A 20,205-nucleotide genomic window follows, 5' to 3' on the forward strand; every position below is an offset into this window, starting at 1 on the left:
CCTTCTCAAAATTCGCGTTTGCCAGGCGCCGTATCCCGTGGCCTTGCAGCCAATTCCCACCGACAGAACGATCCCATCTCAATGCCCGTTGGTCTAAGACAGCAGTTCCTTGAAGATACCCTTCCCTGCCAAAAGTGTCTCGAGCGTTCCGTCTTCCACCAATTTACCCGAGTCGAAGACGATAACGCGATCGAACATCATCCCCATTGCCGGATTCGTCACGACCCACACAATTGCCGGCGAATGGCCGTCGCACCTGGCTTCGTCGAGCACGTTTCGCAGCACCTTGTCCTGCGCACGCTGGTCGAGCGCCGACAGCGGCCGGTTGAGAATGAGAAAATCGGGACGCTTGAGCAGGGCCCGGGCAACATCGAGCTTCTGCCGCTGTCCAGCGGTCAGCCGCCTGCCGCCGGCGCCGACGTTGAAGTCCAGGCCAACATCCAGAAGTTCGGCATAAAGCCCCAATTCGTCGAGAATGTCATAGACGATGGAGCGGATGCGATCCGGCGCGTCGGGATGGTTGTTGCCCACACGCCCGAACAGGACATTATCCATGACGCTGGCCGCGGCAATGTATTTGGCAGGATCATAACGTTCGATCGCATTTTGCAGCTCGGACGGCAGGGTTTCATAGAAACGGTTGCGTGCAGCGACGATCTTGCTCATCAGATCCTCGCTCAGCAGACCGAAGCGGTGCCGGGGCTCGATATAGGCAAAGCTCAGTGTAACGATCATGGCGCGATCGTTCTCCGAAACTGCCTCATAGGGCCGGTTCTTGAGCCGTTGCAACAAGGTTTCGTAGGCGGGTATCTCTTCGGCGCCCATGAAGGCGAGCTGCTGGAAGAACTGGTGATCGGGCGGCAGGTCGGCAAACAGCTCGATCGCCTGTTCGGCGATCTCCATGCCCATCTCGAAAAGCGTGCGGTCGAGGCCGGCTTGCCTCAGCACAGACGCAAAATAGGGATTGGCCGCTAGCGCCTTGTCGGCCAGTTCGGGGCCGGCGGCGGCGCCGAAGAGCAGGTTTTGGCCGATCGATGCTTCCTTGTTGTAGGCGCCTGGTTCGAAAGGAACCACCAGTCCGCTCAGCCCTTCCTGTTCCAGCCGGGTTCGAAGCGCCGCACGCAGTTCGACGATGCGCCTGGCGAGTTCCGTATGACGCGTCAGGTCAGCCGAGGAGCGCAAGCCAAGATCCAGAATGTCGCGCGACAGAAGAACCGCGTCGAGCACCCGGCGCACCGCCTCAAAAAGGTCGTGCGGGCCGGTGGCGCCGGCGGAAGCATAGTCGATCCAGTCGCTCCGGATATCGAGGTCCGAATTGCCCGACCGCCGCGCCTCGTGAATGTTCCAGCGCTGCTGGTCTGCCGCAGCACCCTCATAAGGCACTGATGTCAGCGGCGCATGCTTCAACCCGTAGAGCAGGTTATCGCGGAGGCTTGCATGGAACAGGAAAACATCCGACGAGGCGTAGGACATGCGCCGGCCGGTCACCGCTTCGGGAAGTTCAAGCAGGTCGTCGGCGCCCGAAGCGATCTTTCCGCTGTCCGGCCAGTTCAGCCGCGCGAAGGCTTCCGCAAGCGCCTCCGCTCCACCTGTTGCGGTGCTGACCAGCGCCACCGTCTCACCCGGCTTGACCTGGAGCGAGATCCGGTCGAGGAGCATTCCACCGCCATCGTCCGCTATGGACAGATTGATCGCCGACAGCGGGTTGGTCATCGGACCGGGAGCATCGATCGTCAACGCCCCAATTCTTGGCGCAATGAGACCCTCGACGGTGAATTGCTCAACGACCTGCTGGTATTTGACCTGGACATCCTGGCGAGCCTGATCCCAGTCGATCAGTTCCTTCATCGGTCCGGGCAGGTCCTTGTAGGCGCTGATCACGGCCACCAGCTGGCCGACGTCCAGCCGCCCCCGGATGACCAGGTAGCCACCGATCATGTAGAACAGAAAGGGCGTGAGCTGCGCCAGGAAATTGTTGAGGAACTTCACCATGAATTTCCATTGGTAAAGATCGAAGCGGATCTTGAAAATGAGGCCGAGCCGGGCAGCTATGTCGGCGCGCTCGTAGTTTGATGTGTCGTGGACGTGAACCGCGCCGATGCCGTCGACGATTTCGCCGACCCGGCCCGAGAGCGCGCGCGCCGTCAACTGCCGTTCGCGCCCGAGCACGATCAGCCGCCGCCGCATGCGCGGGATGAGGACGATCTGGATCACCACGATCACGACCGCAATCGTTCCGAGCCAGAAGTTTTGCACCATGATGAACAGCATGGCCGTCAGCGCCTGACCGCCGAGCAGCACCGGCTGCAGGAAGGCATCGCCGATGAAGCCCCCCAGCGGCTCCACCTCGTCTTTCACCATGGTCGCCACTTCGGCGGATTTCACGCGTTTGAAGTAAATCGGCGGAAACCGCAGCACGCGATCGATCAGATCGAAACGGATACGCCGCAGCATGCGCTCGCCAAGTCGGCCTTTGTATGTGTTGATGTAGAGTTTGAACAGGCCGTTGATGATGACTAGCAAAAGGAAAACAATACTCAGCGCAAACAGCGTCTCCGTGCGGTCGAGCTGAAAGCCGGAGAAGAACTGCACCTCACCAATGAATGGCAGGTCATAGTGCAGCCTCATGAACGGCTGGGTCGCACCGGGTTCTCCGAAACCCTTACCTTGGATGGGGCCGTTGACGATCAGCTTCGGCAGATCGAAGGATATGAAATACGGGATCATCGAAAGCACGACGATCATCAATATCCAGACCTGCTGCTTCTTGGTGTGCGTCCAGATATAGCGGGCTAAACTGGGTTCCATCCGACCGTGGACCGTTCAATTGCAAGGCTGCACGACATAGAAGCACCTGCTGGCTAGTGGCGCATCGGCAATTTCTTCGTCGCCAACGACATGCTTCGAGCCACAGTGCACCGTGATTGTCCTGCGCTCAACGATGAAAGGACGCTGCGAGGCGGCGCGATCCAGTTCAGGCGCATGGTCGATGACCGCAACACGGGCATTGTTGATTAGCGAAGAAAGCAGCTGGCCAAACGATTGACGGCTGCCGTGGCGTTTTGGCGAACGGCCGCCACAGCTGCGCTGCTGATGCTGGCGCATGAACGCCGATGGTCCGGACTGATGCGACAGCCCCTCTCCGGCACGGGGCAATGGCGAAGCGGCGTGCAGCATGATCAACGTCCGCGAACCAACCAGCCTTGCCGGGGCAAGATTGCGTTGTGTCGCCCGAAATCCCAACCTACAAGACGAGTATGATGGATGTCACGCAACCACGCAATGCGGGCATGGACGGGCACGAACAGGCCTTGGACCTCACGCGGGGAATTGCCGCCTATGTCAACCACCCTCTCGTGGCAGGGCTGGCGCGCGTCATCGCCAGGCATCCGCAGGCCGATATCGCCAACGCCTTCAACCACAAGCAGGTCGCCTGCAAGATGTGGGCACTCGACAAGCTGTTCGATAGCTGCGGCGGCCGGTTCGGGCGCATATGGGTTCTGGGTGGATGGTACGGCGTATTGCCGGCAATGCTTTTCAACGATGCTCGCTTCGACATCGGAGCGATTGATAGCATCGACATCGATCCTGAAGTCGCGCCGGTCGCCCGGACCCTCAACCGGGATGCCGTTGACCGGTTCCGCGCGCTGACGGCAGATATGTACGCCGTTGACTATGTGGCCGCGCAGCCCGACCTGGTGGTCAATACGAGCTGCGAACACATAGTCGATCTGCGCGCCTGGCTTGCCCTGCTTCCGCGGGGCACGAATGTATTGCTGCAATCCAACGATTATTTCAGCGAGCCGACGCACGTCAACTGCGTGGCTTCACTGGCAGCCTTCGAAGCAATGGCGCCGCTACGGGAGGTGCGGTTCGCGGGCGAACTGCCGACCAAAAATTATACGCGTTTCATGCTGATTGGAACTGTTTAACGCATTTCGCTCTAAAGAAGCGTGACGGCTGTCGAATAACGACGTCGCGCGAATCTCACCGGGGCGACGCGCGTTAGCTAGAGTTCCGTTTTCAGGGACCATGTTCGATGTCGCTCGCGCAGGATTTGGGCCGAGCGACGCGCGCCTTCCAGATCGAGACGAGGCGCGGACGGCCTCGGTCCAGCAAGCGCCTGTTCGATCGCTCGCGCCAAACCTTCAGGCGTTAGGTCCTTTTCCGTCAGCACCGTTGCAAGACCGAGTTCTTCGAGCATCAGGGCGCGAACCGTCTGTTCGGTTTCCGCGCCCGCTGCAAATGGAACGAGTAGGGAGCGACAACCCGCGCGAAGCACGTCGCAGACCGTGTTGTAACCCGCCTGCGAGACCGAGAGGCGGGCGCCGGTCAGCAGGCTGGCGAAATCCTCGCGGAACCGGAAGACGGACAGGCCCGGCGTGGCATCGCGTGCGATCGCGTCGAAATCGCCTTTCGGCAGGTTGGGACCGGTGATCAAACACCATTTCCAAGCGCTGTTGGCATTCCGCGCCGCTGCGACAGTGGCTCTGACGAGGCTCTTTCCGGCAGCCCCGCCGCCAACCGACACCAGAACGTCGAAGGGCTCGGAGACCGCGGGCGGTGGCGGCGCGGCAACGAGCCCAGTGTAGGCAACCTTGGCCCTCATCGCGCCAGCCAGTGGAAAGGTCTTGTCGATGGTTGCGAAAGCCGGATCGCCGTGGACCATGACAAGGTCGAAATGCCTGTTGATGAGATCGACCGTTTCCTCGTTTCGGCCCGGCTTGACGCGCTCCTGAAGGATATCACGGACGGACGTCGCCAGCAGCGGTCTGGGTGATGTCGCCTCGATGGCCTCGATCAGCGGCAGGAGTTCGAAACGCATCTGCCGGCGTCCAAATGGAAACGCCTCGACAATGACGATATCGGGCCCGCAATCCCGATAGGCCTGCAACAGCATCTCCGAACGCCATTTCTTGAAAGCATCGTCGATGGGTTTGCCCTGCAGGTCGACAAGTCCGGAAAATCCTTCATCGCCGGAGGTGACGGGTGGCAGAGATACAGATTTGACGTCCGACCCTGGAAACCCCGCGATCGGGGCGCCGCCGGTCACGACGGTGACGTCAAACCCGTCATCGACCAGAGCCGCCGCAATACGGCTGGCGCGCGCAAGATGGCCGATACCGAGGAGGTGCTGGACATAGAAGAAGGCGCGCAGTCGCTTCATTCGGCGGCCCGCCACTCCCGCTCGAACAGTTCCTTGAGCTGCCCAATGCTTGTCATATGATCGAAATTGGCGCGCACGCGCCACTCTGCGGCGTCGCCGAGGCGGGCGCGCAGCACGGGATCACGGATAAGGCGCTCCAGCGCCTGTGCCAGGGCAATTGGATTTTCTGTCGGCACCAGCAGCCCGGTTTCATCCGGAGATAAAAGCTCCGGCACGCCGGAAATATCGGTCGACACGCAGGCGAGCCGCTGGCTGGCCGCCTCGACCAGAACGTTCGGCAGACCGTCCCGGTCGCCATTTGCGGTGATCCTGCAGGCCAGGGCGAAGATGTCGGCTCGGCGGTAGTGCTCAAGCACCTCCTCCTGAGCAAGCGCGCCTTTCCAAGAGACGCGACCATCCAGTCCGAGCTTTTGCGCCAGCGCCTTGAGCCGTTCCAGCTCCTCGCCGCCGCCGACATGCTCGAAACGCCAGGCCAAATCACCAGGCAGGAGGGCAAGCGCCTCCAGCAAGGTATCGTAACCTTTCTTTTCAACGGCGCGCCCGACACTCAGAACGACAACCGGTTCGTCCGGTGCCGAGCCGTCATGCGGTTTCCGCGCCCCGCGGAAGCTGCCGAAGCGATCAAGGTCGAGCCCATGATAGCTCAGATGTAATGACGAGTTGCCGTTAGCGAGTTTTTTTAGACGGTCGAAGCCGGTTTTCGTGCAGGTGACCGTCCAGCGCGCCGAGGAAAGCTTGCCGGCCAGATCCCAGTCAGCCGAAGTCCAGATGTCCTTGGCATGGGCCGAGCAGCTCCAGGGCAGACCGCGAAGCTGGCTGGCATAGCGTGTCACCGATGCCGGTGTGTGCGCGAAATGCGCATGCAGCCAGCCCGCATCTTCCGGCCATTCGGCCGCCAGCACGAGCGCTTGCCCGAAGCGGCGCACGCGATTGCGCGTAAAGTCGCGGGGGATGTCGGCAGCCAGCGATCCGAGCGCGCGCCAGAAGCCTGGCCGCAGCAGACAAGCAAACAGCGAGCGAGCCACCCGCATCGGTTCTTCATGCAGATATTCCGGCAGATAATGGACGGGCGCTTTGATCTCGTTATGCACCGGATGGCGTTTTGTGTCGGTCGGCCGTCTCAGCGCTACGAGTATCAGGTCGAACCCCGCTCGCTCCAACCCGAGCAGCTCCTGCGCGATGAAGGTTTCCGACAGCCGCGGATAACCCTTCAGAACCACGACGATCTTGCGAGGTTGCAACTCAGTTGATGCCTTCAATGACCGAAAGGTGATGGCCGGCACGCCGGTCGAGCAGTTCCGCGACGATCGCGGAAATATGAGGCAGCCCTTCCAGCCTCAGGTGCGGATTGCTCTGCGATGGGCGGGGCCGATCCGGCAGCACCTTCAGTGTATCGGCAAACCGCTGGGAATCCTCAGCTTCTTCCGCGGAAAGCATCTTGATGAGACCGAGTTCGGCTGCTCGCCGTGCGCGGATCAGTTGCTCCTCGCGCGGCTTGACGCGGGGCACGATCAGCGCCGGCTTGTCGAAAGACAGTATCTCGCAATAGGTGTTGTAACCGCCCATCGCCACTACCGCCTTGGCGCCGGCAATCAGCTCTTCCATGCGGTTGTCGAATTCGATGATCTTGATATACGGGATTTTGGACCCCTTCTTAAGAAACTTGTTGCGCTTGCGCGCCGGCATGTAGGGCCCAAGCACGATCAGCGCCCTATGCTGCAATTGCGGATCCTGCTGATAGGCATCGATAACGTTGTGGATCAGATCGGCGCCGTCGCCGCCGCCACCGGTCGTAACGAGGATATAGTCGCCCTCGGGGCGGTGGCCGGGCAACTCGTTCTTCTGCAGGCTCCGTTGCAGGAAACCGACGAACTTCATCTTTGCCCTGATAGCCGGCGGCACATCCAGGCCGGTCAACGGATCGTAAAAATCCGGCGGACCGTAGGCCCAGACCTTGTCGTAGAACAGGCCTATCTTGCGCATCACATCCCTGCGTTCCCACTCTGCTTCCAGCAGATGCGGCGCATCCATCACCTCGCGCAGGCCAAGCACCAGCGTAGTGCCTCGCGTCTTGAGGTAGGACAGCGTGTCCTCGATCTCACCGCGCAGCCCGAGCGGTTCCTTGTCGACGATGAAGATATCCGGCCGAAACGTCTCGGCTGTGTGGCGAATGATCGACTGGCGCATTCTTAGCGTCTCATGCAGATCGATATCCTTTTCCAGCGAGGTGTATTCGCCGTTGCGCAACTTGATGACGCTCGGGATCTTCACGAAGTCGACGCGGGCGCGGTAGTCGAAGGCGCCGGCGATAGGCGCGCCCGAAATGATAAGCACCTGAAGTCCGTGGAAATCCTCGACCAGGGAATGCGCGATCGTGCGGCAGCGCTGCAAGTGGCCGAGCCCGAACGTGTCGTGGCTGTACATGAGAATTCGAGCATCTTGTACGTGCTGGGTCATTGTCGAACCTCTTTAGAATTCTCGCCTGAGGACCGCGGGCCCCCGCAGGATTCGCACCCATTTCTCGCGGGTCTATCGACCTGTTTTGAACATGAGGGAGCAATTTTTTCAAATTGTATTACCCAAGAGGGTTCATATGCTGAGCAGCGTCTGCTCAGCTGCTATGCACATTGGATGCGATGCCAGCCTATTTGCCTTGTCGGCCTCGTGCGCTGCAGATAGATCACGGCGGATACATGCACTTGTATCGAGACGGGTCGCGGGCTGGCCGATTGCTTGCTTTCAGAAAAGCGGCCAGGGCGATGGCGCTCCTCCCTCGTGGCCGACGCGGCTAAACTGCCCAAGAATGGGCTGAAGATCTTCAAAGACAGCGCGCCGACACAAACCATGATCGATGCCCCAGATGCGGGCGCTCTCGCGCCGCCCACGCAGAACATCGCCTTGTCCCTCAGCCAGACGAATTCAGTAACAGCATTGGCGTTATCCCACCTCCGACCCGATGAGCGAGGGGGCAACCCGCGCGGCCCACCCAAGCGCAGGACCTAACGTCGACGATTGTGCCTTCGAGCGTCGCCCAAGCGAAAGAGCCATATCCTACTCAAATTGAGGTATGACTCCGCGGGGACAGCCTTTCAAGCATGTGCTAATAAAGTCGTTTCGGGGAGGATCCCATGCCGTCCTTGAGGTGGGCTGCAGTTGTCGCGCTTGCCGCGAATCTCATCAATGCGACACCGACCATAGCCGCAGAAGCAGTGGGCCGGGCAGTCGTGATCAAGACTGCCGTTACCGGCGCAACCGGACCACTGGTGGTCAGCGCACCCGTTCATCGGGACGAACGAATCAGGACATCCAATACCGGGCTTGGCCAATTCGTGTTCCGGGATGGCACCAAGCTGGCGGTGGGGTGGGGTTCTTCCGTCGTCCTCGACAAATACGTCTTCAACGATGATAATTCGGTGAAGAAGCTCACCATCCGCGCTGCCAAGGGAACGTTTCGCTGGATAAGCGGGAACTCGCCTTCGTCCGCCTACCAGATTGTGACGCCCGCAGGCACAATAGGCGTGCGGGGAACAGCATTCGATGTCCACATCGCGCCCAACGGCAAAACCGCCGTCGTGCTGCTGAAGGGGTCGGCCCGATTCTGCAGCGGCGGCGGATGCAGGGAACTGAAGCGGCGCTGCGATTGCGTGGTCGCGACGCCGTCAGGCGCGATGTCCGACGTTATCAAGGTCAATCGATCTGTGCTCACCACACTCGGCACCTCGCGGGCATTGCCGTTTCTGACCGGCAATCAGCAGCTCTCGGGAGGCTTTGACGCAATCGGCGGAAATTGCGGGCTTACGGCTGCCATTCAGCAGGAGCATCCGGCGCGGCCGGAGCGGCGCAACTCACCGGCACCACCCAGTCCGGGCACCCCCGATCCGCCGAGCCCGCCGCGGGGCGACAAAGATGACGGCAACAACGGCCATGGAAATGATCCGGGCAAGCAAGATCCCAGCAATCCCGGAAAATCCAAGGGTCCTGGCAAAAAATAGCGGCAGGGGTGGCCGGCAGTGGCAAGAGCAGCGGATAGCCGCTCTTTTTCTCGGCGCGTCCGTATCCGACTTCGCCAACCGGTCTGGGCCAACTCGCCCCTACGTCGGGGTGGACGAAATTGTTGCCCTTGAACACCACCGAGTCGAGCGGTCGACCGCCCTACATCAATGAAGGTCAGGAACCGGAGCCGAATTGTTGCTCCGCATAGCCGGCATTCGCTTCCATCGCCGCTCCCGCCCGCTTGCCAACAAAATCATCCGCTCTGCGCGAGATCCGGCCATAGAATTCCTGCAACCCTGTCGGCAGGCCCGCAGCCTTGACTTTGGCCGCCGCGATCATCTTTCGGGTGCCTGGCAAGCGGGATTGCAACGCCTCCACGAGCTTGCCGTGGAGAAGCCGCAATTCGGCAAAATCCGGCGACGACCCAACGTTTTCATCGCCTACGACGGCATTGATTCTGGTCCTCGTGCTCTTTCCCTTGAGTTCCAGCGATCCCGCGTCGAGCAAGGCCCAGCCTTGCAGCGATCTTACTGTGTCGTCGGACGCGAGGATATCGAAACTCACCGTCTTGCACGTTGTCTCGATACGCGCTGCGATGTTCACCGCGTCGCCAACGGCCGAATAGTTGAAACGCGACTCCGCGCCCATATTTCCGACACAGGCGACGCCGGTATGGATTCCGATACCGATGCGAACCGTCTGCCCGGCCCCGAATCCGAATGCATCGCTTTCGTTGAGGCGGGCAATCGTCTCGCGCATCGCCAATGCCGCGCGAGCGGCTTTGCGGGGATGATCGGTGACGTCGACCGGGGCATTCCAAAAGGCCATGATCGAATCGCCGATGAACTTGTCGAGCGTGCCTTCATTGGCGGTGACATGACGGCTGAGCGCGTCGAGAAGCGTGTTCAAAAACCGCACGACGGCGGTGGGCGGCAGTCTTTCGCTGATCTCCGTGAAGTTTCGCACATCGACAAACATCACGGTCAGCTCTCGGTCGTCGCCGCCAAGACGAAGCGCGTCGCGCGTGTGCTCGATCCGGTAGAGAAGCGATGGCGACAAATACTGACCGAAGGCCCGCCGGATCGCGCGCCGCTCTCGATCAGTCACCAGGAAGCGGAAAGAGGTTGTCGCGAAATGCGTGATCGTGCCCATGAGGATCGGCGCAAACGGGTCGAACAGCAGTCCCGCAAGCGAAAAGGCAAACCATGATGCGACGAGCGCCAGTCCCGTGATCGCAAGGCCGCAGGCGAGCGCAATCGCGGGGCTTACGAAAATCGTCAGAATCACCAGGAGGCTGCCGAGCATCGCGATCGACGCGATTTCCAGCCCGTTTGCCCAATCAGGCCGAGACAGATAGTGGCCGGACAGCACCTGTTCAACGATCTGCGCGTGGATCGAGACGCCCGGCACGTTCTCACCGAGCGCGGTGACACGAATGTCCTGCAGCCCGGCGGCCGAAGTGCCGACAAACACGATGCTGCCTTCGATCGCGGCCCTCGTTTCGGACGAGACGCCGCCGGGTGCAAGCACGTCCTTCGCCGAAACATAACGCTCGGCCCTGTCGGGACTGACATAGAGCCAGAGTTCGCCGGCCGAGGTCACCGGGATAACGAAGTCGCCGACCTTGACGGAGGTCATTATGCCCTGCCGATCCGGCGCGCCGGCAATGAGGTAGGTGGAGGCCCCCTGCGCTACTCTTATGGCTTCGAGGGCAAGATCCGGATAAAGCTGCTCGCCATCAGTCAGAAAGAGTGGGGCTGTCCTCACCACAGCGGTCGATCTGCCGGGATTGAGGCTGATGTGTCCGATGCCGGCTGAATTGGCCTCAAGCTGCGGCCGCAGCGGCGTGGCTGCCTTGATAGGCGGAGGAGCAGCGATCGGGCTCTCGCCCATAAAGGCAATGCCAGCCTTGATTTGCGGCCGATAGTTCCCTTCGTTGGAGATGCCGTAGCCCAGGATAACTGGCTTGCCGGCGATCGACCCGGCGAAGATCTCGTCATTGTCGGGCAGGCGGTCGAGCAGGGCCGGATCGATGCCCGGCACGTCGCGGAGGACAGTGCGAGGCGACAGACGGTCGGGCTCGGCGAAAAGAATGTCGAATGCGATGGCTGCCGCACCAAGCTCCGTCAGCTTTTCGACCAGGGCCGCCATGCGATCCCTGGGCCACGGCCACTGCCCGAACTGCTGCAATGAGGCCTCGTCGATGTCCACCACGCGGACGGGCATCGACTCGAAGCGGCGAGGTGCCAGCCTCTGATACTGGTCGAACGTCGCTTCGCGGGCGAGTCTCAACGGCTGCGGGTCGCTCGCCCGGACAATGGTAAGCGCTGCGACCAGCGACAGACCCAGGATGACGCCGGCCAACTGGGCGCGTGTCATGACATCTGCACCAGTAACTGTGCCGCGTATCCTGCCTGCATGGCCCCGCTCCGGGAGGCAGCTTTCGAGCCTCGAAGCTAGGCTGCATTGTTCCCGGCAAATGTGCAATCGCCAACCTTACGCCCAACGGAGCAGCGCGGGCCGTGCGCTGGCGATTTGCGTAGCGACGAAGTTCTCAATCGGCTCCAGCGCTAGACAGTCGAGGAGCAAGAGCGCTAGCGGAGGCCGCCGGCCATTTTCTCGCTCTCCGGCAAACTTCGCAACCACAGCATAGCGGCCGCCCCAAGAAGCGGACCCGGCACCAGCAGCAGGAAGGCCCAGCGCCAGCCACCGATGAAGTCGGCGAAGCGCGGCGTCAGCCAGATGGCGAGCACCGTCAGCGCAAAGCCGGCGCCAAGCTGCACCGACAGCGCCGTGCCGACGAAGCGGCGATCGCCGAGTTCGGTCACTGCGGCTGAGAATTGCGCCGAATCGCCGATCACCGAAATACCCCAGACGACGGCGACCAGCATGAAGAGCCAAAGCGGCCCGGCAAACAGGAAGCCCATCAGCAGCGCACAGCTTCCCGAGACGATCATCATGCCGGCGGTGGTCGCGGTTCTGCCGATGCGGTCCGACAGATAGCCGCCCAACAGGCAGCCAATGATGCCGGAGGCGACGACGAAGAAGGTCGAAAGCGAGGCGGCAGCGGCCGATCCGATCGCCTGCGCCTCGAATGCCGAGCGCGTATAGGCAAGCAGCCACGCCCACATGGCGTAGAGTTCCCACATATGGCCGAGATAGCCGAGATTGGCCAGGAGCAGCGGCCGCTCGCGAAACACCTGCCCGATGCGCGATGGCTCGAACACCGCCTTGCCGAAAGGATAGGGCCCCTCCCTTGCGAACAAGAGAAACAGGAGCGCGCCGACCGTCGTTGCTAGACTGGCGGCCGCGACCACCGGCCGCCAGTCGAGCGCGGTCAGGACAGCGCGAAAAAGATGCGGCAGCGCCGAGCCGATGGTGAGCGCGCCTATGACTGCGCCGAGCGCCAGCCCCCGGTCGCGCGTGAACCAGGTGGCGACGAGCTTCAGCGCCGGCGGATAGACGCCGGCAAGTGCTGCGCCGGTGACAATACGCGCGGCGATCACGCCGCCCGGCCCGAGATGAAACAGCAGGCTCGCATTGGCGAGCGCGGCGACAAAAGCGGCGGCCGCCATCAGCCGGCTGAGCCGCACCAAATCGGGAAGGTTGACCAGGCTCGCCCCCAGCGCACCGATCACGAAGCCGACCTGAACGCCGTTGGTCAGCCAGGCCTCCCCGCCGGCGCCGAGCGCAAGCTCCTGCCTCAGTTCGGGCAGGATGGCGGTCGCCGAAAACCAGGTGGTCAGCGACAGAACGACCGCCAGGCAAAGCAGCGACAGCACGCGCCAGCGGCCGCTGTCGGCGGCCATGCCAAGCGGGCTGCCGCTCACCGCGCTCATGCGCCTTGCAGCGGGACGGTCAACACGGTCGCCGCGCCGGTGGGACAAAGCTCCCCTGGCCGTTGCGTAGGCTGGTCTCGATCTTGCAGATCGGCTTGTCGGGGCGCAACTTCTTGACCTCCACGCGTCCGATGATCGCCTACTCAACGCCGGCCGCCTTGACGAACTTCCATGCGATTTCGAGAAAGACGGTCCCGGGCCCGGGCAAATCCTCCGCGACCAGGGCATTGAGAATACCAGAACTGACGCCGCCGTGGAGGATCGGCTTGCCGAACACCGATTCTCGGCCAGCGCGGTCATTATGCAGCGAATTGCGCTCGCCGGTAATGTGGGTGGAAAGTTTCGATTCTATGCCAGCCCGAACCGTTCGACGGCCCGCATGATGCCGCGCAGTTCGGCGAGGCCCTTCAGCCTGCCGATCAGCGAATAACCGGGATTGATCCTGGTCTTGCCGATGTCGTCGGCGAGTAGATGTCCGTGATCGGGTCGCATCGGAATGCGCCAGTCGGCGCGGCCTTCCTTCCGACGGCGCGCTTCCTCCTGCATCAGGGCGAGGATGACATGCGCCATGTCGGTGCCGCCCTCGAGATGTTCGGCCTCATAGAAGGAGCCGTCATCCTCGATGGTGACGTTGCGCAGATGGACGAAATGGATGCGGCCGGCGAACTCCTTGACCATGGCAACGATGTCGTTGTCGGCGCGCGTGCCGTAGGAGCCTGTGCAGAATGTCAGCCCGTTTTCCGGGCTCTCCACGGCATTGAGAATGAACCGCGCATCTTCAGCTGTCGAAACGATGCGCGGCAGGCCGTAGAGCGAGAAGGGCGGATCGTCGGGATGGATGCACATGCGCACCCCTTCCTGTTCGGCGACCGGAATAATCTCGCGCAGGAACCAGGCGAGATTGTCGCGCAATTCCCTTGGCCCAATCGAATCGTACTCGGCCAAGGCCTCGCGAAAACTGTCCCGGTTGTAGCTGCGCTCGGTGGCGGGCAGTCCGGCGATAAGGTTACGCTCGATCCGGTCGATTTTCTCGTCGCTGATCTCTTTCAATCGCGCTTCCGCTTCGGCAATGCGCGCGGCGCTGTAGCCGGCCTCGGCATTCCGTCGCTTCAGCACGAACAGGTCGTAGGCCGCGAAATCGATCGCGTCGAAACGCAATGCATAACCCGTCGTCGGAAGGCGATACGCCAGATCGGTGCGGGTCCAGTCGACCACAGGCATGAAATTGTAGCAGATCGTCGCGATGCCGGCCTTCGCCAGCGCTCGGATCGTATCCTTGTAAAAGCCGACATAGCGCAGCCGTTCGGGCGAGCCGATCTTGATCGAGTTGTGGACGGGGATGCTCTCGACGACCGACCAGGTCAGCCCCGCCGCCTCGATGATCCGCTTGCGCTCCAGGATGTTTTCCAGCGGCCAGGCGCGCCCGTCATAGATGTCGTGCAGCGCCGAGACGATTCCGGTCGCCCCGGCCTGCTTGACGTGATCCAGCGTCACCGGATCGTCCGGGCCATACCAACGCCAGCACTGCTCCATTTTCTGCCTTCCTTTGAGAGGGAGCGGCAAGTTATTGTTGGACCACGATGAGAGTCAATGACAATTTGGGCTTTATCGGACGCCCTAATGGCCCGGCAAACTGATCGAGACCGCATCCAACTCGATTGTTTTCCCGGAATCTTGCGATATTCTGGTCCAACAATTTGGGAGATCGTCATTGGAAAATTCTCAGGCCGTGCGCGAGAGCGTCGCCCGCCGGCACCCCGGCGGCAGTTCGGCGGTCGATGCCGCGGCCGGGCGTATCCTCGATCTCATCCGCTCGCGGCAGCTGAATGTCGGCGACGTGCTGCCCACAGAGCGCGAGCTCAGCGAGATCACCGGCACCAGTCGCAACACCGTGCGCGAGGCTTTGCGCGCCATCCGGACCTACGGGCTGATCGAACCGAAACCCCGCGTCGGGGCGGTGCTCGCCGACGGGCATGGCATCGCCATCCAGAATTTCTTTGCCGCGCATATGGATGTCTCGCGCTCCTCCTTCGCCGACATTCAAGGCTTCAGGCGCATCATTGAAGTCGGCATCGGCGACCACATCGTGCTCAACGCCACCAACGAGCAGATCGAAGCGCTCGACGCGGTCAACGCGCGGATCGTCGAGAGCCGCTCGATCGAGGAAGCCGCCGAGAATGATTTCGACTTCCACATGGCGTTGATCGGGCTGGCGGACAACCGCATGCTGTCGGACATGTATTCCTTCCTTTCCCCGATGATCCTGCGGATCATGACCATCGGCAAGGAGATGCGCCCGGTCCTGGCCGACACCCGCGCCGCGCATGGCGAGATCGTCGCCGCCCTGCGCGCGCGCGACAGGGTGGCCTACGCCTACCTGATGAGCCGCCATCTGGATTTCGCCCTGCGATTCCTGCCGGAAGAGCCGGGTTCCGACACGTGACTGAAGGAGTTCCCGCAATGAAGGATTTTGTTGGCAAGGTCGCCCTGGTGACGGGGACCACGGGAATCGGTCTGGCAACCGCCAGGCGCCTCGCCGCGGGGGGTGCTGCGATCATCGCCTGCGGCATCGACCGCTCGGCCAATGCGGCAATGAGAGCGGAGCTGGAAAGCTCCGAAGCCGGCGCGCTGGTCGTCGACACCGACGTCTCCGTGGCGGACCAGGTCCGCGATGCCGTCGCTGCCGGGGTGGCACGGTTCTGCGGCCTCGACGTGATCGTCAATTCGGCGGCCGTCCATCCCTACGGAACCGCGACCACGACCGACTGGGAAACATGGAACAAGGCCATGACGGTCAATGTCGGCTCGATCTACCTGACGGCGCATTTCGGCATCCCCGAAATGATCCGCCGCGGGGGCGGCGCCATCGTCAATGTCGCCTCGGTGCAGGGTTTCGCCTGCCAGCAGAACGTCGCCGCCTATGCCACGACCAAGGGCGCAATCCACACGCTGACGCGTTCGCTGGCGCTGGATTACGCGGCGGCTGGCATCCGGGTCAATTCGGTCAGCCCAGGCTCGATCCGCACACCGATCCTGGAGAAGGCCGCGCGTGGCGAAACCGGCAGCGATGCCGATGTCGAGCAAGCGTACAGGCGCTTCGGTGCGGCGCATCCGCTTGGCCGCATCGGCGAACCGGAAGAAGTGGCCGAACTCATCGCCTTTCTGTGCTCCTCCAGAGCGAGCTTCTGCACCGGCGCGGATTACAAGATAGACGGCGGCCTGACCGCCGGCATCGGTGTGAAATAGAGCCATGAAGATCGGTCTTGGCCTTTGCCGGAGTAGCTGACGCCGGACGATTTCCGCTTTGCCCGTCTGGCGGGCGCCATGCATGTCGCTGCCCGCCTCACCAACTATTTCGTGGCCCAGGATCACCCAGGATAGATCAGGAGCTTGTTGGCATTGCAATGTGGTCGCACCAGTGGCGATCGCATCGCATTCGTGTTGAAAACGCAGCTTCAAAATCACCCAAAAAGCAAGTGAAGTCGAGGTCAAAAGGTTAAACTGATTTATATTTCGATTCAAATTGTACATATTAACTAACTATTAACATGTCGCTTAACTTTTTGATTTTTTTAGGTATGGTGCCATGAAGGAGGTAGTTTGAACTACCGGAGAGTGGGGCGACTTCTCCTATGCGAAAAGTTTTAGAAACTTCAAAAAGAGATTTTGAACAACACAGCGCTACGACCGGCGGATCGGATCCGCTCCACTCCAGCCAACATCTGACGTCCGCGAACCATGAGACCTCTCGTTTTCCCCGGTTGCAGCACCAGACTTCGACCGGACGTCCAAGCGTGACCGCCGTGGCAGCGCTGGAAGCAGCCCCTTCCCGGCAGGACCTGCCTGCATTGCCGACGGTGCAGCTTGGCGGGCTGCCTGTCACCGTGATCGATCGGCAGGGCGCCGCCCGCCTGATGCTCGCGGCGGCGCGGCAGCACCGCCATGGCAGCCGTCCCTACTACTTCACCTCCGCCAACGGCGACGTCATCGCCCAGGTTCGCGCGAAATCTGAGATCGCCGCCCTCTTCCGCGAAGCCGACCAGATCTTCGCCGACGGCCAGCCGCTTGTTCTCGCCTCGCGCCTATTGTGCCGCACGCGGTTGCCGGAACGGGTGGCCACCACCGATCTGTTCCACGATGTGGCGAAGCTCGCCGAGAACGAGGCCGCGACCTTCTATCTGCTTGGATCGACTGAGGCCGGGAACGCCAAGGCCGTGACCGCCATCAAAGCCAGCTATCCGCGCCTGCGCATCGTCGGCCATAGCCATGGCTACCTCACCGGCGAAGCGCTCGAGAAAAAGCTCGAAGAGATCGACGCGCTTGCACCGGACATATTGTGGCTCGGCCTCGGCGTGCCGCGCGAGCAGATCTTTGTCCGCGATTTTGGCTCGCGGCTCTCGAATGTCGGTGTGATCAAGACTTCCGGAGGGCTGTTCGACCATATTGCCGGCAAGGTCCGGCGCGCCCCCCTCTGGGTCCAGAAGGCGGGTTTCGAATGGCTGTGGCGCATGTTGATGGAGCCGCGCCGGCTGTTCTGGCGCTACTTCACCACCAATCCGCGTGCCCTTTATGCCCTGTTGAGGTATTCCCAATGACAGCCGAACATTCGCTTCGTCCGCTGCCGGAGGGAACCGACACGGAGATCGCTGTCGTCGGCGGCGGGCTCTCCGGGACACTTGCCGCGACTCTCCTCGGCCGGTCGGGCTACCGGGTCACATTGATCGACCGCCACCCCGTTTTTCCGCGCGAGTTCCGTGTCGAGAAGATCGCCGGCGACCAAATCGACAAGCTGCGCCGGATCGGCCTCCTCGACAGTCTTTCCACGGCGGCCGCGGCATTCGACGAGATCGTCAACGTGCGCAAGGGGCGAGTACTCGACCGCACGCGAGCCCGCCACTACGGCATTTTTTACGACGACCTCGTCGCGGCGATGCGGGCCGAACTGCCCAAGGCCGTACGCTTCGTCGCCGGCAGGGTGAGCGCTGTGGAGGCCGGCCCAGAGCGGCAGCGTGTGTCGATCATCGGGCAGCCGGATGTGACGGCTCGCCTGCTTGTGCTCGCCACCGGCATGGGCGACATCCTGCGGCGCGACGTCGGCATCGAGCGCCGGTTCGTCCACCAGCGCCAATCGCTGACTTTCGGTTTCAATGTCCGGCCGGCGGGAGCAAGCGCGTTCAAGCATCCGGCGTTGACCTATTACGGCGAACGCGTTTCGGACGGCATCGATTACCTCAACTTCTTCCCGGCCGGCGGCGTTACCCGCGCCAACCTCTTTGTTTTCCGGGAGCATACCGACCCGTGGGTCAAGGCGCTGCGCGACCGCCCGCGCGAAACGCTCATTGAAACGCTTCCGGGACTCCTCAAGACCTTTGGCGATTTCGAGGTCATCGACCGCGTTTCGAGCTGGCTCACCGACATCACCGTCGCCGAAAATTGCAAGCGCGACGGCGTCGTCCTGATCGGAGACGCCTATCAGACATCCTGTCCGGCCGCCGGAACAGGCGTCAGCCGCCTCCTCACCGATGTGGAGCGCCTGTGCATGGTGCACGTGCCGCAGTGGATGGCCTCGCCCGGCATGGCGGCGGCGAAGATCGCCACCTTCTATGATGATCCCACGAAGCAGGCGATGGATGAACGGGGGCTCGAGTTGGCGAATTTCCGCCGCAGCTTGACCATCGACACGGACCTGCGCTGGCGCGCGCGCCGGCAGGTTCATTTCAGCCGTCGCCGCATCCTGCACGAGATCGACAAGTTCAGCCCGAGCTTTGCCGCGCGGCTGCGCGGTCTCAAGCGGCCGCAAGTGGAAGCCGTGACCTGATTGCGGGTAAGCCGGCGCATAGGCGTGCGCACCGCCTGAAGCTAGCGTAAGGCGTCCGATCCGACCCGCTTCAACTAGGACGACTCGGCGGCTTCATCGGCAGCCGGCGGCACGATGACAGCCGAAGGCTTGGCCTTCTTGACATGCGCGGCCTCAAGGATATGCCGCGCCAGCGCCTTGGCCGCCGGCAATTTCTGCACCGTCAGATGCGCCGCATAGCCGAGCGGACTGCCTGCGCGGTAGATTTGCCACATCGGTGAAGGCCGGCCACCGAAGACGCGCTTGTAGGGCTCGTCGCCGATGGTGAAATCGAGGTGTTGATCGCCGCGCTCGATGCAATCGCGGGCGATCTGCTCGAACATCAGGCTGCCGATCGACTGCTTCCGGTAGCCGGCCTCGTCGAAACCGCCGAGGATGACCAGGAGCGAGCCGCGGTGCTTGAGCCCGAGCGCGCCGGCGATCGGCTGGCCGTTCATCCAGAATGCATAGGTGCGGGCGAAGCCGCCGCACCCTTCATTGGCCACGGCCAGGTAGAAATCGAAATAGGAAGGCAGCTGCAAAAGGTCGGCCGGACCGTTGCTGCCGTCGAAGCGTTTGCCGCGATAGAGCTTGAGGGCATCGAATGTCGTGCGGACCGCGGCCGGGCCGTCAACGCATTCGAAGCGCGCCTCCCCGATGCGGTTGAGCTGCCGGGATTTCTTGTCCAGCTCCTTGCGATAGGACTGGTCCAGCCGCTGCTCGCGCCAGCCGGCGAATGTCGGCTCCAGCTTGCTTGAATAGGCGCTCATGCCCATGCTGTCGCGCTTGTCGACGCCAAGCAGGCGCTCCATCGCCAAGGAGCGGTCCGCCAGCTTGCCGATGCGCAGGAGATCGTATGGCCGCAGATGCTTGCGGATGGCGGCGACGGTGCGGACATCGGCAAGAATGCGGGAGAAGGTCTCCTCGTCGGCGACGGGCGAGACATAGTCCGAAACCCGCAAATCCGCGAATTCCACGACCTTCAGCAGCGTGTAGCGGCGCCTCACCAGCGGCAGGACCATCGCGAGCCTTCCGCTCGCACGCACGCGGACGACGATGATCAGTGGCGTGGCGGCGCCTTGCCGCACGAGCCTCTCATAAAGTTGCGCGAGCCAAATCGGATGCTGAAAAGCGGTTGCCGCCGAGCTGGCGAAGAGCTCGGCGTACTCCGTCGAACGGAAATCGAACGCATCCTCAGCAGTGACTTCAAACATGTGATCCGAACCGGCAGGGACAGCGGCTATCCACGACTTCTTACGTTCCAGGTCAAGACCGGTCGCCGCGATTGTTGGAATCTTGGTATATGCCGAAACCGCTAATCTTGCGTTGCATGGCAGTCCGGGCGGACGACCACAACCGCTTCGGGATCG

At 62.1% G+C, this 20,205-nt stretch carries 16 protein-coding genes; 6 read left to right on the forward strand and 10 right to left on the reverse strand.

All coding sequences use genetic code 11. The features are described from left to right. Positions 1 to 93 precede the first annotated feature (93 nt). Together P9228_RS12655 and P9228_RS12660 are read right to left on the reverse strand one after the other, a co-directional pair. The gene (locus P9228_RS12655) at positions 94 to 2,808 is read right to left on the reverse strand and encodes an ABC transporter ATP-binding protein (RefSeq protein WP_095781213.1); all 2,715 of its coding nucleotides are present in this window, start codon (positions 2,806 to 2,808) and stop codon (positions 94 to 96) included. A 15-nt stretch (positions 2,809 to 2,823) separates the two neighbouring features. Next, positions 2,824 to 3,177, reverse strand: a complete 354-nt coding sequence (locus tag P9228_RS12660) for a hypothetical protein (protein WP_278053718.1) — start codon at positions 3,175 to 3,177, stop codon at positions 2,824 to 2,826. Positions 3,178 to 3,260: 83 nt separating this feature from the next. Between P9228_RS12660 and P9228_RS12665 the strand changes: the two genes are divergently transcribed. Further along, positions 3,261 to 3,932, forward strand: coding sequence for an SAM-dependent methyltransferase (locus P9228_RS12665; protein WP_095800629.1), 672 nt, complete (start codon positions 3,261 to 3,263; stop codon positions 3,930 to 3,932). Between the two features lie 77 nt (positions 3,933 to 4,009). On the opposite strand, the gene P9228_RS12670 is transcribed toward P9228_RS12665, so the two are convergent. The 3 genes from P9228_RS12670 to P9228_RS12680 are packed head-to-tail and all read right to left on the reverse strand — an operon-like array spanning position 4,010 to position 7,624. Then, entirely contained in the window at positions 4,010 to 5,167 is a 1,158-nt protein-coding gene (locus tag P9228_RS12670) for a glycosyltransferase family protein (protein ID WP_278053720.1), read from the reverse strand. After that, positions 5,164 to 6,408 (reverse strand): glycosyltransferase, encoded by a 1,245-nt coding sequence (locus P9228_RS12675; RefSeq protein ID WP_278054068.1) that lies wholly within the window; start codon positions 6,406 to 6,408, stop codon positions 5,164 to 5,166. Before P9228_RS12675 ends, P9228_RS12670 begins: the two co-directional genes overlap by 4 nt. Before the next feature lies 1 nt (position 6,409). Further along, positions 6,410 to 7,624, reverse strand: a complete 1,215-nt coding sequence (locus P9228_RS12680) for a glycosyltransferase family protein (protein WP_278053721.1) — start codon at positions 7,622 to 7,624, stop codon at positions 6,410 to 6,412. Between the two features lie 671 nt (positions 7,625 to 8,295). Between P9228_RS12680 and P9228_RS12685 the strand changes: the two genes are divergently transcribed. Beyond that, the gene (locus P9228_RS12685) at positions 8,296 to 9,159 is read left to right on the forward strand and encodes a FecR domain-containing protein (RefSeq protein WP_278053723.1); all 864 of its coding nucleotides are present in this window, start codon (positions 8,296 to 8,298) and stop codon (positions 9,157 to 9,159) included. 175 nt (positions 9,160 to 9,334) lie between these two features. On the opposite strand, the gene P9228_RS12690 is transcribed toward P9228_RS12685, so the two are convergent. The 4 genes from P9228_RS12690 to uxuA form a co-directional block, all read right to left on the reverse strand. After that, positions 9,335 to 11,539, reverse strand: a complete 2,205-nt coding sequence (locus tag P9228_RS12690) for an adenylate/guanylate cyclase domain-containing protein (RefSeq protein WP_278053724.1) — start codon at positions 11,537 to 11,539, stop codon at positions 9,335 to 9,337. 215 nt (positions 11,540 to 11,754) lie between these two features. Continuing rightward, complete coding sequence (locus P9228_RS12695) at positions 11,755 to 12,999, reverse strand: MFS transporter (RefSeq protein WP_278053726.1); 1,245 nt, start codon at positions 12,997 to 12,999, stop codon at positions 11,755 to 11,757. A 139-nt stretch (positions 13,000 to 13,138) separates the two neighbouring features. Continuing rightward, positions 13,139 to 13,276: a hypothetical protein gene (locus tag P9228_RS12700; RefSeq protein WP_278053728.1), complete on the reverse strand. Its 138-nt coding sequence runs from the start codon at positions 13,274 to 13,276 to the stop codon at positions 13,139 to 13,141. A 71-nt stretch (positions 13,277 to 13,347) separates the two neighbouring features. After that, on the reverse strand, positions 13,348 to 14,532 hold the full coding sequence (gene uxuA, locus P9228_RS12705; RefSeq protein ID WP_278053730.1) for a mannonate dehydratase: 1,185 nt from the start codon (positions 14,530 to 14,532) through the stop codon (positions 13,348 to 13,350). A gap of 178 nt (positions 14,533 to 14,710) precedes the next feature. Between uxuA and P9228_RS12710 the strand changes: the two genes are divergently transcribed. The 4 genes from P9228_RS12710 (at position 14,711) to P9228_RS12725 (ending at position 18,817) form a co-directional block, all read left to right on the forward strand. After that, complete coding sequence (locus P9228_RS12710) at positions 14,711 to 15,442, forward strand: FCD domain-containing protein (RefSeq protein ID WP_278053732.1); 732 nt, start codon at positions 14,711 to 14,713, stop codon at positions 15,440 to 15,442. 17 nt (positions 15,443 to 15,459) lie between these two features. Continuing rightward, positions 15,460 to 16,245, forward strand: a complete 786-nt coding sequence (locus P9228_RS12715; RefSeq protein ID WP_278053733.1) for an SDR family oxidoreductase — start codon at positions 15,460 to 15,462, stop codon at positions 16,243 to 16,245. Between the two features lie 386 nt (positions 16,246 to 16,631). After that, a complete protein-coding gene (locus tag P9228_RS12720; protein ID WP_347404202.1) occupies positions 16,632 to 17,594 on the forward strand; it encodes a WecB/TagA/CpsF family glycosyltransferase in 963 nt (320 codons plus the stop codon). After that, positions 17,591 to 18,817, forward strand: a complete 1,227-nt coding sequence (locus P9228_RS12725) for an NAD(P)/FAD-dependent oxidoreductase (protein ID WP_127246030.1) — start codon at positions 17,591 to 17,593, stop codon at positions 18,815 to 18,817. Before P9228_RS12720 ends, P9228_RS12725 begins: the two co-directional genes overlap by 4 nt. Before the next feature lie 74 nt (positions 18,818 to 18,891). Here P9228_RS12725 and P9228_RS12730 read toward each other — a convergent pair whose 3' ends face one another. Continuing rightward, positions 18,892 to 20,049 (reverse strand): GNAT family N-acetyltransferase, encoded by a 1,158-nt coding sequence (locus P9228_RS12730; protein WP_278053735.1) that lies wholly within the window; start codon positions 20,047 to 20,049, stop codon positions 18,892 to 18,894. Positions 20,050 to 20,205: the final 156 nt, after the last annotated feature.

This window comes from Mesorhizobium sp. WSM4898 (assembly GCF_029625845.1).
Lineage (GTDB): Bacteria > Pseudomonadota > Alphaproteobacteria > Rhizobiales > Rhizobiaceae > Mesorhizobium.

Bases quoted from the DNA above. Each gene is read 5' to 3' on its own strand.
- uxuA (WP_278053730.1), bottom strand. From the start codon at position 14,532: ATGGAGCAGTGCTGGCGTTGGTATGGCCCGGACGATCCGGTGACGCTG.
- P9228_RS12690 (WP_278053724.1), bottom strand. From the start codon at position 11,539: ATGACACGCGCCCAGTTGGCCGGCGTCATCCTGGGTCTGTCGCTGGTC.
- P9228_RS12720 (WP_347404202.1), top strand. From the start codon at position 16,632: ATGCGAAAAGTTTTAGAAACTTCAAAAAGAGATTTTGAACAACACAGC.
- P9228_RS12725 (WP_127246030.1), top strand. From the start codon at position 17,591: ATGACAGCCGAACATTCGCTTCGTCCGCTGCCGGAGGGAACCGACACG.
- P9228_RS12685 (WP_278053723.1), top strand. From the start codon at position 8,296: ATGCCGTCCTTGAGGTGGGCTGCAGTTGTCGCGCTTGCCGCGAATCTC.
- P9228_RS12660 (WP_278053718.1), bottom strand. From the start codon at position 3,177: ATGCTGCACGCCGCTTCGCCATTGCCCCGTGCCGGAGAGGGGCTGTCG.
- P9228_RS12680 (WP_278053721.1), bottom strand. From the start codon at position 7,624: ATGACCCAGCACGTACAAGATGCTCGAATTCTCATGTACAGCCACGAC.
- P9228_RS12715 (WP_278053733.1), top strand. From the start codon at position 15,460: ATGAAGGATTTTGTTGGCAAGGTCGCCCTGGTGACGGGGACCACGGGA.
- P9228_RS12670 (WP_278053720.1), bottom strand. From the start codon at position 5,167: ATGAAGCGACTGCGCGCCTTCTTCTATGTCCAGCACCTCCTCGGTATC.
- P9228_RS12655 (WP_095781213.1), bottom strand. From the start codon at position 2,808: ATGGAACCCAGTTTAGCCCGCTATATCTGGACGCACACCAAGAAGCAG.
- P9228_RS12695 (WP_278053726.1), bottom strand. From the start codon at position 12,999: ATGAGCGCGGTGAGCGGCAGCCCGCTTGGCATGGCCGCCGACAGCGGC.
- P9228_RS12730 (WP_278053735.1), bottom strand. From the start codon at position 20,049: ATGTTTGAAGTCACTGCTGAGGATGCGTTCGATTTCCGTTCGACGGAG.
- P9228_RS12665 (WP_095800629.1), top strand. From the start codon at position 3,261: ATGGATGTCACGCAACCACGCAATGCGGGCATGGACGGGCACGAACAG.